Origin of the sequence: Wolbachia endosymbiont (group B) of Aricia artaxerxes (assembly GCF_964026975.1) — a bacterium.
Lineage (GTDB): Bacteria > Pseudomonadota > Alphaproteobacteria > Rickettsiales > Anaplasmataceae > Wolbachia.
In genome coordinates this window covers 1,047,175-1,060,534 of sequence record NZ_OZ034718.1, presented here as the reverse complement: position 1 = coordinate 1,060,534, position 13,360 = coordinate 1,047,175, and the positions used below count along the sequence as shown (strand labels likewise).

Below are 13,360 nucleotides of genomic sequence, written 5' to 3'. Positions count from 1 at the left end.
ACTGTGATTTACATGCCTATCAGTGCTATGCAACAAAGCCATCCTGGTCTTGCAGAGTATGGAAGTTTTTTGCCTGCAGGATTAAAGATCAGGTTACCTAGAATACAAGAGCAATTAAAAAAATCGAAGTTAAAAGTGTGGGGATAAATGAAACCTGAATTTAGCATTGAAGGAATAAAAGATCATGTAATATCGGTGCATCTTACTGATGAATCTGGTACTATAGATGATATCGCAGAGGTATGTGTTGATTATGGCAATGAAAATGTAGAAGTTCCAAATGAATTGAACATAGCACTAGGTTATAAGGAAACGGGAATCTTTCCAATGGGTGTATATACAGTCAATGAAGTTACGATACAAGGCCCACCTAAGACCCTACTAATAAAAGCTCATGCAACAAATTTAAGAATATCTTTGAAGGCAAAAGTATCAAAAGAATGGCGCCAAATTACCATAGAAAACTTAGTAAAAGAAATAGCTCAAAAACATGGATATGGATACAAAGTCGCTGAGGAATTTAAGAATGTATTGATACCCCATATTAATCAGGCAGATGAAAGTGATATAAGTCTGTTAACAAAGATCGCAACAGAGCGTGAAGCAATGGCAAAATTAGCTGGTGGGTATATATTGTTTATTTCAAAAAATATGGCAAAATCAGCCACAGGAAAAGCTTTAGGAACAACGACTATTAGAACTCAAGACACAATTAATTGGAAAGTGCATTTTACCGTACGTGATAAGTATAATTCAGTAGTAGCAAAATGGCACAGCTATGAAAAGGGCGAAACTATTAAAGAAACAGTTGGTAGTAGCGAGCCAAGTTATATTATGCTGGAACTTTACTCTAATGCAGAGTGGCTTTGTTGCATAGCACTGATAGGCATGTAAATCACAGTGAATTTACGCAGCTAATTTAAATTCAGCCATACCTATATCAGTAAATTTGTTCAATAAGTAGCACTTAATTAACAGCTCTTTTTCACGATTTACCTCTGATTTATTTTTCAAGCCAAACCCAAATATTTGCTTCAACCTATAGAAAAAGACTTCAATATAAGACCGTGCTCCATACTTAACTTTTTTCTTCCATTCATTAATACCATCTTCATAATTCTCATATGACCTAATTCTACTAATATACTTGTTTCTTTCTGATAAGTAGTCAGCTAAACAAATTTTAGTATCCTTCCTAGGGCGAATAATAGGCACAATATTGTATTTTCTGCATTCTTTATACACACTTTTTATATCATAAGCCGCATCTGCTCGAATAGAACAAATGTTATATTTATCACTGACTTCTTCTAACATATCGCAGACCGGCAAATAGTCTACAGCAACACCACTAGTGTAGTTCATGCTTATTGCTTTCTTATCATTTATGTTTAAAACAACATGTAATTTTCTTACTTGACCATAACCACTGTATTTTCTTTTTCGAATATTAAGCTTACTATGCCCACCGTTATTATTGTAGATACTAACTCTAGTGCTATCTACGGCAATTTCAACATTTTCCAGATCATCTTTATTGCTTCTATGGTCATCAATCTTCAAATTAAGCTTTTTAAATCTTCTGGAAGCTTGTGTATAGCTGATAATCTTAAGTTTTTTGCCTATTTGTACCATATAACCTTTTACAAAACCTACAGCTTGTCTCAAGCCAATTCTAAAAAGATGAACTATTATGTGTATTAAAATTACAACTTTATCACTATAAGTGTTATTGCCACCTGCAACTTTTGGACTATTTTCATACCAATTTTCTATGGCTTGATTAACAAAATGAAAAACATTTCCTCTTTTTTTGAGAAACTCGTTATATTCTCTTTGGTTACTTACTCTCATTTTTTGTGGCATAAGTTGTACTTGTTTGAAAAATGCCTATTTTACAACAAAATTCGTTAGTAGCCATATATTAAAAAGCTTTTCTTCTTACAATAACCTCAACCAACACTAGCTATGCAACAAAGCCACTCTTAATTGGGGGTATGTTCGACTTAGGAAAGGTTTTCATAAATGTTGGAGTGAATAAGTAGGAATATTATGTTTTTTCTTTGAGTTGTGAAATTTCAGAATGAGAGAGGCCAGTTGTCTGGGAAATAACATCAATGGGGATATGTGTGATTCATATAGGTTATTACAATAAAAATGTAAGATCAAATAGAAATTTGTACTTGTGATAGTTTATATACCTTATTACAATTATGGTGGGAAGTATATCAACAATAAAAGCCGCAAGTAAATGGACTCTAAAGTTAAGCTACGCCTGAATGGTTCTGTCGCATCTATAAATCCTGGTATGTAACATTTGTAGGAAAGTAGAAAAGAAGTGATATGATCATCTAAAAAAAAAGCAAAGATGTTTCGTATTAGTTCAAAATTATTGCCATATTTCAAAGGATTTAGCTTTTCAGCAGAGATAATAATGTTATCTGTATATATGAAATGTAGATTCTCTTTGAGCTATTGAGATTTGGAAGAAATGCTGAGTATAAGGGGAGCAAAAATTGATCATGCTACGTTACAAAGGTGGGTTATCAGATTTGTGCCACTGATAGATGAAGCGGTAAGGAAAAGGAAGAAGCAGGTTGGCAGTAGCTGGAGAATGGACGAGACCTACGTTAAATTAAACGGCAAATGGGTTTATCTATACAGAGCACTATTGGTAATACTGTAGACTTTCTGTTGTGTGCTCGTAGAGACAAGTCTGCGGCACTTGCGTTCTTTCGTAAAGCCTTTAGAGAGAATAACCTTCCTGAGAAAGTAGTAATTGATAAAAGCGGCAGTAATACTGCTGCTCTTGATGATTTGAATACAGAAATTTCTGAAGATTGTAGAATCATGGTTTTTCAAATAAAATATCTAAATAATATTGTCGAACAAGATCATAGATTTATCAAAAAACGAATAAAGCCAATGCTTGGTTTTAAGAGCTTCCACTCCGCAAAGATTACCATTACCGGCATAGAAAATATTCGTATGATTCAAAAAAGACAAATTATCGGGGCTAATGATAATGTTTCTACTTTTGAGAATTTTGCTATGCTAATTGCTCTATAACTCCCATAATCCCAGTTTAACGATCTTCTTGTACCACAATTTATAGATGCGACAGAATCAAATTTTCATAATGTAAATGAGATTTATTTTGTTTGTGTCCTGACATCAGAATCAAAGAGAAGGTTGAAAGAATCAGCACGCTTTTGATCTTCTGCTATTTCTTGATCAATTTCTTCTACATCGTAACCCAATTCTGAAACAACTTCTGAGCGACTCTTAAATCCATTTCTTACTGCCATCTGTTGTGCTTGTTGGTCTTTCAGTGGATCCACCCAATCAAACCCTTGAGATATCCATTTTACTTCTTTCAGCGTTTGATCATCTGTTGTAGAAAGTTTTCCAGATAAAAGAGCAAGCTCTAGCCATCTATTCCATATAGGTCTGCAAAACTGATATACCATAATATTATGCTGCAACATTGAGCATCTTCTTCTGAACTCTATTAACCCTGCACGAATAGATGAATAATTAACACCTGTTAAATCTCCTGTTAGTTGCTCATATGTTATTCCTGTGCCTATTGCAATAGCTCTCAGCTGCTGTCTCATGAACGCTTCATAACTTCCACCAACATCAGATGGTTCTGAAAATTTTATGTCTTCTCCTGGGTCTAAAAGCTGCATTGTTCCTGGCTCTAAACCTGATAGTGCTACTCCTTGCTCATTTGCTTCGCCTTCTCCTAAAATATTTGCTTCAGGATCGAGTCTCGTAATAAATCCAGCAAACATTGCTGCAGTTTTCTTTCTCACCAGCTCTGCATCATCATATTGATCAAGCTCATAAAGTTTCAGAAGTATACTCGAAAGCCATGGCTCTCCTCTAATTTGCCCAGGTCTTAATGGTCTATAGATATGTAAAACATCATTTGCTGGCACTCTCACTGATTCTCCAAATGAGCCTTCTCCTGGATGTTCTCTAAATAAGTAATATGCTTCTCTTTGCCCAAGTCTATTGAACTCAATCCCGTTTCTTATTACATTACCATTTCCTAAAGTTTGATTTGTTTTATTATCTAAATGTTCAGACTCAAGTACTTGCAGTTGTAATGGTACAGAAAATTTATCTTCCAGCTTTCTCGTTCTTAAACGTACAAAACACTCTCCTCCCTCTATCATACTTCTGCATACTAGAGCTTGTAATCCATAAAAATCACTTATTCCACAGCTATCTGCTTCATCTGTCCATTTCAGCCACAATCCTTGTACTTTCTTTCGAAATTCTCCATCTCTTGCTTTTGATTGTGGTTTTATTCCTGTTCCAATAGAGTTACTTACTATCGTATCAATTATATTTGCAGCGTAAGGATTTTTTCTCACCATATCACGTGATCTACTACGTAAAGTTTCAAGGCTTTGAGACAGCAAATTGTTTATACTTCCTAACTCTGGTTGAAAGTGAAAAAATCTTCTTCCTGAGTCTGCTGCATCCCACGCTGAGCCTTTTATCTTTGGCTTACTAAATAGTTGTTTGAACGATTTTAATAGCATTTTGCCTCTTTGATTATGCAGCAGTTTGTTGCGCAATTTGACATTAAAAAATTACAGCAAGCTGCTGGAGAGTCTGGCTGTTAACACTTTATAAATTATGCATGAGGCTCTTGCACAAATACCAACGCTTATTCTGGGCTGCGTTCATAAATGTCCTTCCGATGTCCCATTGCAGTAATAGTTACTGTGTGTTTTAAGTAGTTTATCCTATAAATTACACGATAATCACTTACTCGTATCCTAAAATACCCTTTGAATTCATGCGATAATGCTTTACCTATTGCTTTAGGGTTGGTTGCAAGACGACTATCTACAGCTCTTCTCACTCTAGATCTTATCGTTTGTGGTAATGCAAGAAAGTCCTCCTCAAGAACTCTTTTTGAATAGATAATATCGTATCCCAGCTTGTATCTCCACCTTTAGACTGTTTTTGCAGATAATATTCTATTCCAATCTACATCCTCACTTCTAATTTCTTCATCACCTCTAGCATCACGCTCAAGAGAAAGCTTAGCCAACTTTATATCTACTTCATCTATTTCATCATCTTCTTCAGATAATTTGCTTGCTTCAATTTCTTCTTCCACTAGGTCCTTTACAACTTCTCCTATAGTTCTATTTTGAACTTTTGCCATTTCTATAAGGTAGTGAGCAAATTCCCCCTCAAAATTTACATTAACATTAAGCCTTTCTTGACTTTGATCCATATTTTAACTAGAAAATACCAATTTTAAACTATAACATTTTTACACAATTTTGTCAATCCCCTTACTTGTCGCAATCACAATTCTTCTCTTCGGTCTCACACCTGCAACTTTCAGTTCAGCTTTAATACGTTGTCTTAAGCTTAGCAGGTCATTTATCTGAACTTCAGCATATCTCACAACATGGTCACCATATGCAATTGATACTACTCGCTCTCCGTTTTGCAGCTTCTTTATCGCTTCTTCGACTTGACTTAAATATTCTTGATTGTACATTTTACTTCTCATTCAACCATTTACTTTGCCTCACTTTTTTAGGCTTTTTGCTTTCCATTTTTCCACTTAAACTATTCCATTTACTCTCTGGCCATCTGTCTACTCCCAGTGCTATCGATGCTGCTCTTGCGTAAATTCGGCAATCTAGTACTTCATTTCTTTCTCTTACCTTCTGCCACTCTTGTTTAGTGTATCCTTTTACTACTTTGCTGACTAATTGCTCTGCCGTTAGTTGCTTAAAATATTCAGGTGCATACTCAGGAAAATGACAATATCCTGCTGGCACTTTTTCTTTTTCCCCGTTTTTTAAAACATTAAGTAATTGAAAAAGCTCTGACTTTAATATCGATACTCCTACTGGCCAGAGCTTTATTCCTCTCTTTAGCTTTTGACCACCAACTGTTATATCAACTCTACTTGGGCTACTCAGCGGCACTAGTGCTTTATTTACACCTTTCACTGCCATTACTCTTCCAGACCCTTGATGACTTCTCACCCAGTTGTAAACTTCCTGCGTTGCATACCCTGCATCAACTGCCATCATGCTTATCATATATTCAAGATCATTTTCACCGATAAAATGATGATTGAGTAACTCTGAAAGCTTTCCCCATACTTCTCCTACTCCTGTATCTCCTTCAAATACTCGGTAGTCTATTGGGTTCTGTCGCATCTATAAATCCTGGTATGTAACATTTGTAGGAAAGTAGAAAAGAAGTGATATGATCATCTAAAAAAAAAGCAAAGATGTTTCGTATTAGTTCAAAATTATTGCCATATTTCAAAGGATTTAGCTTTTCAGCAGAGATAATAATGTTATCTGTATATATGAAATGTAGATTCTCTTTGAGCTATTGAGATTTGGAAGAAATGCTGAGTATAAGGGGAGCAAAAATTGATCATGCTACGTTACAAAGGTGGGTTATCAGATTTGTGCCACTGATAGATGAAGCGGTAAGGAAAAGGAAGAAGCAGGTTGGCAGTAGCTGGAGAATGGACGAGACCTACGTTAAATTAAACGGCAAATGGGTTTATCTATACAGAGCACTATTGGTAATACTGTAGACTTTCTGTTGTGTGCTCGTAGAGACAAGTCTGCGGCACTTGCGTTCTTTCGTAAAGCCTTTAGAGAGAATAACCTTCCTGAGAAAGTAGTAATTGATAAAAGCGGCAGTAATACTGCTGCTCTTGATGATTTGAATACAGAAATTTCTGAAGATTGTAGAATCATGGTTTTTCAAATAAAATATCTAAATAATATTGTCGAACAAGATCATAGATTTATCAAAAAACGAATAAAGCCAATGCTTGGTTTTAAGAGCTTCCACTCCGCAAAGATTACCATTACCGGCATAGAAAATATTCGTATGATTCAAAAAAGACAAATTATCGGGGCTAATGATAATGTTTCTACTTTTGAGAATTTTGCTATGCTAATTGCTCTATAACTCCCATAATCCCAGTTTAACGATCTTCTTGTACCACAATTTATAGATGCGACAGAACCTCTCAAATACCTCTTCAGGAAAATCTTCAAATTCACAAGATGAATTGCCTTCAAGGTCGTTACTACCAAATAAATTATATTGTACTACCTGCTTAAAACTAAACATACCTATACCCCCTACTAAAATAAACAAGTAATATATTGTATGCGCTATATATCATAAATACAATCAATTTGAATATAATCTATTTACTAATTCGTATTGTGAATTTTTATAGAGTAGGTTTAGGTGTAAAATATTATAATACCATTAAAGCAGGTGAATAAAGCATAGTCTTTTTGAAAGGATAAATTTAATGAAAAGACCATACTAATTAGTGTTATAAGGAATTGAATTATTTACTTTCTCCAAAAAACATAAAAAGATCGTATATTTGTGAGAACAATTTAAGCAAAAGCTGCGTTATGAAAATAGAAGCTTGAAATTTTTGCAACAAAGCCAAGTAAATTGGTTCGCATGTAAATATGGCTGAAGTAGGCTAATATAGCTGCTTTTACTATATAATAAATTGATATAAAGAAAAGTTCGCACGGATCTAGCGGTAGACCAAACCATCCCAAAACAAACACTTCTCACAACAGTTGGTTTTGAGTTCTAAAAATGATTATATTATTAAAGATAGTAGAAATAGAGTATTATCTTATTATTGAATTTAAGATTGAAGAGCCTCTTAAGGGAGTGGGTAATGTTAATGCTAAAAGACGGTAAAGGCTACACTTTCCTGCATATAGCTGCAAGGTATGGTGATTTAGATATGGTAGAAAAGCTTCTAGATATGGGAGCTGATATTAATGCTAAGGATAATGATGGTTGTACTTCTCTGCATTTATCTGCAAGATATGGTCGTTTAGGAATATTAGAAAAGCTTTTAGATAGGGGAGCCGAGGTTGATGCTAAAAATAACAGAGGCTCTGCTCCTCTGCATATGGCTGCAGAGCATGGTCATTTAGAAGTATTAGAAAAGCTTTTAGATATGGGAGCTGAGGTTGATGCTAAAAATAACAGAGGCTCTGCTCCTCTTCATATGGCTGCAGAGCATGGTCATTTAGAAGTAGTAGAAAAGCTTTTAGATAGAGAAGCTAAGGTTGATGCTAAAAACAATGATGGTTTAACGCCCTTAGAATTGGCAAACAACGAAAATAAGTCAGAAGTAGTAAATTTTCTTTTAGGTTACAAAGATAAGTACGGTTATACGTTGTTGCATTATACTGCTTTAGATAATGACCCAAGTCTCATAGGCTTTTTATTAGAAAAAGAGATTGATGTTAATGCTAAAGACAATTATGGCTGTACTCCTCTGCATGTAGCTTCTTTCAAAGATCATCTAAATGTAGCAGAGGAACTTTTAGATAGAGGGGCTGATATTAATGCTAAAGACAATTATGGCTATACTCCTCTGCATGTAGCTTCTTTCAAAGATCATCTAAATGTAGTAGAGAAGCTTTTAGATAGAGGGACTGATATTAATGCTAAAGACAATTATGGCTATACTCCTCTGCATGTAGCTGCAAGATATGGTTATTTAAATATAGTAGAAAAACTTTTAGACAAGGGAGCTAAAATTGATGTTAAGAATAACATCGGTTATCCTATACACGAAGCTGCTCTAAATGGTCATTTAGATGTAGTAAGAAAGCTTTTAGAAAAAGGGGCTAATATTGATGCTAAAAATAGTGATGGTTTAACACCTGTAGAATTAGCAAACAACAAAAATAAGTCAGAAGTAGTAAATTTTCTTTTAGGTTACAAGGATAAGAATGGTTATATGTTGCTGCATTATGCTGCTAAGAATAATAACTCGGATTTAGTAGACCTTTTATTAGAGAAAAGGGCTAATATTAATGCTAAAGACAATAAAGGTTGTACTCCTCTACATGTAGCTGCAAGATATGGTCATTTAAATGTAGTAGAAAAGCTTTTAGATAAGGGAGCTAAAATTGATGCTAAAAATAATGATGGTTTAACACCTTTGGAATTAGCAAACAATGAAGGTAGATCAGAGATAGTAGTTTTTCTTATAAGCTACAAAAATGAGTACGGTTATACATTACTACATTATGCTGCTTTAGCTAATGATCCAAATTTTATAGACTTTTTATTGACAAAAGGGGCTGATATTAATGCTAAGGATAACGATAATTCTACTCCTCTGCATCTGGTTACAAGGTATGGTCATTTAGATATGGTAAGAAAGCTTTTAGATCAGGGAGCTAAAATTGATGCTAAAGACAACGATGGTTTAACGCCTTTAGAACTAGCAAACAATGAAGATAGGTCGGAGATAGTAGTTTTTCTTATAAGCTACAAAGATAAGAACGGTTATACGTTGCTGCATTATGCTGCTGAGAATAATAATTCAGATTTAGTAGACCTTTTATTAGAGAAAAGGGCTAATATTAATGCTAAAGACAATAAAGGTTGTACTCCTCTACATGTAGCTGCAAGATATGGTCATTTAAATGTAGTAGAAAAGCTTTTAGATAAGGGAGCTAAAATTGATGCTAAAAATAATGATGGTTTAACACCTGTAGAATTAGCAAACAACAAAAATAAGTCAGAAATAGTAAGTTTTCTTTTAGGTTGCAAAGATAAGTACGGTTATACGTTGCTGCATTATGCTGCTAAGAATAATAACTCAGATTTAGTAGACCTTTTATTAGAGAAAGGGGCTGATATTGATGCTAGAAACAATTATGGCTCTACTCCTTTATACATTGCTATTCTGAGTGGTCATTTAAATATGGTAAAAAAGTTTTTAGACAAGGGAGCTGAGATTGATATTAAAAATAATGATGGTTTAACATCTTTAGAACTTGCAAATAATGAAAATAAGTCAGAAGTAGTAAATTTTCTTTTAGGTTACAAAGATAAAAATGGTTATACGTTGCTGCATTATGCTGCTAAGAATAATAACTCAGATTTAGTAGACCTTTTATTAAAGAAAAGGGCTGATATTGATGCTAAAGACAATAAAGGTTGTACTCCTCTACATGTAGCTGCAAGATATGGTCATTTAAATGTAGTAAAAAAGCTTCTAGAGAAAGGGGCTGATATTAATGCTAAAAACAATGATGGTTTAACACCTTTGGAATTAGCAAACAATGAAGGTAGATCAGAGATAGTAGTTTTTCTTATAAGCTACAAAAATGAGTACGGTTATACATTACTACATTATGCTGCTTTAGCTAATGATCCAAATTTTATAGACTTTTTACTAACGAAAAGGGCTAATATTAATGCTAAAGACAATAAAGGTTGTACTCCTCTACATGTAGCTGCAGGGCATGGTCATTTAAATGTAGTAAAAAAGCTTCTAGAGAAAGGGGCTGATATTGATGCTAAAAACAGTGACGGTTTAACGCCCTTAGAATTAGCAAACAATGAAGGTAGATCAGAGATAGTAGTTTTTCTTATAAGCTACAAAAATGAGTACGGTTATATGTTGCTGCATTATGCTGCTTTTGCTGATGGCCAAGATTTGATAGGCTTGTTATTAGATAAAGGGGCTGATATTGATGCTAAGAATAATGATGGTTCTACTCCTCTGCATGTAGCTGCAAGTTATGGTAAGTTAAATGCAGTAAAAAAGCTTCTAGAGAAAGGGGCTGATATTGATGCTAAGGATAATGATGGTTACACTTCTCTACATATGGCTGCAGGGCATGGTCATTTAAATGTAGTAAAAAAGCTTCTAGAGAAAGGGGCTGATATTGATGCTAAAAACAGTGATGATTTAACACCTTTGGAATTAGCAGACAACGAAGATAAGTCAGAAGTAGTGAATTTTCTTGTAAGCTACAAGGGTATGTACGGTTATACGTTGCTGCATTATGCTGCTGAAAATAATAACTCAGATTTAGTAGACTTTTTATTAGACAAAGGAGCTGATATTGATGCTAAGGATAATGATGGTTACACTTCTCTACATATGGCTGCAGGGCATGGTCATTTAAATGTAGTAAAAAAGCTTCTAGAGAAAGGGGCTGATATTGATGCTAAAAACAATGATGGTTTAACGCCCTTAGAATTAGCAAACAATGAAGGTAGATCAGAGATAGTAGTTTTTCTTATAAGCTACAAAAATGAGTACGGTTATATGTTGCTGCATTATGCTGCTTATGCTGATGGCCAAGATTTGATAGGCTTGTTATTAGATAAAGGGGCTGATATTGATGCTAAGAATAATGATGGTTCTACTCCTCTGCATGTAGCTGTAAGTTATGGTAAGTTAAATGCAGTAAAAAAGCTTCTAGAGAAAGGGGCTGATATTGATGCTAAGGATAATGATGGTTACACTTCTCTACATATGGCTGCAGGGCATGGTCATTTAAATGTAGTAAAAAAGCTTCTAAAGAAAGGGGCTGATATTGATGCTAAAAACAGTGATGGTTTAACACCTTTGGAATTAGCAAACAACGAAAATAAGTCAGAAGTAGTAAATTTTCTTTTAGGTTACAAGGATAAGAACGGTTATACGTTTCTGCATTATGCTGCTAAGAATAATAACTCAGATTTAGTAGATCTTTTATTGACAAAAGGGGCTGATATTAATGCTAAAGATAATAGTGGAAATACTCCTCTGCATACGGCTGCTCTAAATGGTAAATTACAGGTATTAGAAAAGCTTTTAGATAGGAAAGCTAAGGTTGATGCTAAAAACAATGATGGTTTAACGCCCTTAGAATTGGCAAACAACGAAAATGAGTCAGAAGTAGTGAATTTTCTTGTAAGCTACAAAGGTATGTACGGTTATACGTTGCTGCATTATGCTGCTAAGAATAATAACTCAGATTTAGTAGATCTTTTATTGACAAAAGGGGCTGATATTAATGCTAAAGATAATAAAGGTTGTACTCCTCTACATGTAGCTGCAAGATACGGTCATTTAAATGTATTAGAAAAGCTTTTAGATAGGGAAGCTGATGTTAATGCTAAAGACAATAAAGGTAATACTCCTCTACATACGGCTGCTCTAAATGGTAAATTACAGGTATTAGAAAAGCTTTTAGATAGGGAAGCTAAGGTTGATGCTAAAAATAACAGAGGCTCTACTCCTCTTCATATGGCTGCAAAGTATGATCGTTTAAATGTGCTGGAAAAGCTTTTAGATAGGGGAGCTGAGGTTGATGCTAAAAATAACAGAGGCTCTGCTCCTCTTCATATGGCTGCAGAGCATGGTCATTTAGAAGTAGTAGAAAAGCTTTTAGATAGAGAAGCTAAGGTTGATGCTAAAAATAACAGAGGCTCTACTCCTCTTCATATGGCTGCAGAGCATGGTCATTTAGAAGTATTAGAAAAGCTTTTAGATATGGGAGCTAAGGTTGATGCTAAAAATAACAGAGGCTCTGCTCCTCTGCATATGGCTGCAGAGCATGGTCATTTAGAAGTATTAGAAAAGCTTTTAGATATGGGAGCTGAGGTTGATGCTAAAAATAACAGAGGCTCTGCTCCTCTTCATATGGCTGCAGAGCATGGTCATTTAGAAGTAGTAGAAAAGCTTTTAGATAGAGAAGCTAAGGTTGATGCTAAAAACAATGATGGTTTAACGCCCTTAGAATTGGCAAACAACGAAAATAAGTCAGAAGTAGTAAATTTTCTTTTAGGTTACAAAGATAAGTACGGTTATACGTTGTTGCATTATACTGCTTTAGATAATGACCCAAGTCTCATAGGCTTTTTATTAGAAAAAGAGATTGATGTTAATGCTAAAGACAATTATGGCTGTACTCCTCTGCATGTAGCTTCTTTCAAAGATCATCTAAATGTAGCAGAGGAACTTTTAGATAGAGGGGCTGATATTAATGCTAAAGCCAATTATGGCTATACTCCTCTGCATGTAGCTTCTTTCAAAGATCATCTAAATGTAGTAGAGAAGCTTTTAGATAGAGGGACTGATATTAATGCTAAAGACAATTATGGCTATACTCCTCTGCATGTAGCTGCAAGATATGGTTATTTAAATATAGTAGAAAAACTTTTAGACAAGGGAGCTAAAATTGATGTTAAGAATAACATCGGTTATCCTATACACGAAGCTGCTCTAAATGGTCATTTAGATGTAGTAAGAAAGCTTTTAGAAAAAGGGGCTAATATTGATGCTAAAAATAGTGATGGTTTAACACCTGTAGAATTAGCAAACAACAAAAATAAGTCAGAAGTAGTAAATTTTCTTTTAGGTTACAAGGATAAGAATGGTTATATGTTGCTGCATGGCTTTGTTGCATAGCTAGTGTTGGTTGAGGTTATTGTAAGAAGAAAAGCTTTTTAATATATGGCTACTAACGAATTTTGTTGTAAAATAGGCATTTTTCAAACA

General features: G+C 34.5%; 9 protein-coding genes and 3 pseudogenes. 5 read left to right on the top strand and 7 right to left on the bottom strand.

Annotation, left to right across the window (positions count from 1 at the left end; translation table 11 throughout):
• Positions 1-27: 27 nt before the first annotated feature.
• The gene (locus AAGE00_RS04770) at positions 28-147 is read left to right on the top strand and encodes a tail protein X (RefSeq protein WP_341815170.1); all 120 of its coding nucleotides are present in this window, start codon (positions 28-30) and stop codon (positions 145-147) included.
• Positions 148-894 (top strand): phage tail protein, encoded by a 747-nt coding sequence (locus tag AAGE00_RS04765; RefSeq protein ID WP_341815169.1) that lies wholly within the window; start codon positions 148-150, stop codon positions 892-894.
• A gap of 12 nt (positions 895-906) precedes the next feature.
• Here the strand turns inward: AAGE00_RS04765 and AAGE00_RS04760 are convergent, their stop codons facing one another.
• Positions 907-1,866 (bottom strand): IS5 family transposase, encoded by a 960-nt coding sequence (locus AAGE00_RS04760; protein WP_341815149.1) that lies wholly within the window; start codon positions 1,864-1,866, stop codon positions 907-909.
• A gap of 502 nt (positions 1,867-2,368) precedes the next feature.
• Here AAGE00_RS04760 and AAGE00_RS04755 point away from each other — a divergent pair.
• A pseudogene (locus AAGE00_RS04755) lies at positions 2,369-3,069 on the top strand (IS6 family transposase).
• Between the two features lie 83 nt (positions 3,070-3,152).
• Here the strand turns inward: AAGE00_RS04755 and AAGE00_RS04750 are convergent.
• The 5 genes and pseudogenes from AAGE00_RS04750 to AAGE00_RS04730 form a co-directional block, all read right to left on the bottom strand.
• Complete coding sequence (locus AAGE00_RS04750; RefSeq protein WP_213863747.1) at positions 3,153-4,556, bottom strand: phage portal protein; 1,404 nt, start codon at positions 4,554-4,556, stop codon at positions 3,153-3,155.
• A gap of 128 nt (positions 4,557-4,684) precedes the next feature.
• Positions 4,685-4,882 carry a type II toxin-antitoxin system RelE family toxin gene (locus AAGE00_RS04745; protein WP_019078751.1) on the bottom strand — a complete coding sequence of 66 codons (198 nt, stop codon included), beginning with the start codon at positions 4,880-4,882 and terminating at the stop codon, positions 4,685-4,687.
• Positions 4,883-4,975: 93 nt separating this feature from the next.
• Positions 4,976-5,263 (bottom strand): hypothetical protein, encoded by a 288-nt coding sequence (locus AAGE00_RS04740; RefSeq protein ID WP_007302904.1) that lies wholly within the window; start codon positions 5,261-5,263, stop codon positions 4,976-4,978.
• 39 nt (positions 5,264-5,302) lie between these two features.
• Positions 5,303-5,536 carry a gpW family head-tail joining protein gene (locus tag AAGE00_RS04735; RefSeq protein ID WP_213863749.1) on the bottom strand — a complete coding sequence of 78 codons (234 nt, stop codon included), beginning with the start codon at positions 5,534-5,536 and terminating at the stop codon, positions 5,303-5,305.
• A 1-nt stretch (position 5,537) separates the two neighbouring features.
• Positions 5,538-6,194, bottom strand: a pseudogene (locus AAGE00_RS04730) (terminase gpA endonuclease subunit); the annotation flags it as partial.
• 89 nt (positions 6,195-6,283) lie between these two features.
• On the opposite strand from AAGE00_RS04730, the pseudogene AAGE00_RS04725 reads away from it, so the two are divergent.
• A pseudogene (locus AAGE00_RS04725) lies at positions 6,284-6,984 on the top strand (IS6 family transposase).
• On the opposite strand, the gene AAGE00_RS04720 reads toward AAGE00_RS04725, so the two are convergent.
• Positions 6,979-7,149 (bottom strand): hypothetical protein, encoded by a 171-nt coding sequence (locus tag AAGE00_RS04720; RefSeq protein ID WP_264953188.1) that lies wholly within the window; start codon positions 7,147-7,149, stop codon positions 6,979-6,981. The pseudogene AAGE00_RS04725 and the gene AAGE00_RS04720 overlap by 6 nt on opposite strands.
• A 580-nt stretch (positions 7,150-7,729) precedes the next feature.
• On the opposite strand from AAGE00_RS04720, the gene AAGE00_RS04715 reads away from it, so the two are divergent.
• A complete protein-coding gene (locus AAGE00_RS04715) occupies positions 7,730-13,270 on the top strand; it encodes an ankyrin repeat domain-containing protein (RefSeq protein ID WP_341815168.1) in 5,541 nt (1,846 codons plus the stop codon).
• Positions 13,271-13,360 lie beyond the last annotated feature (90 nt).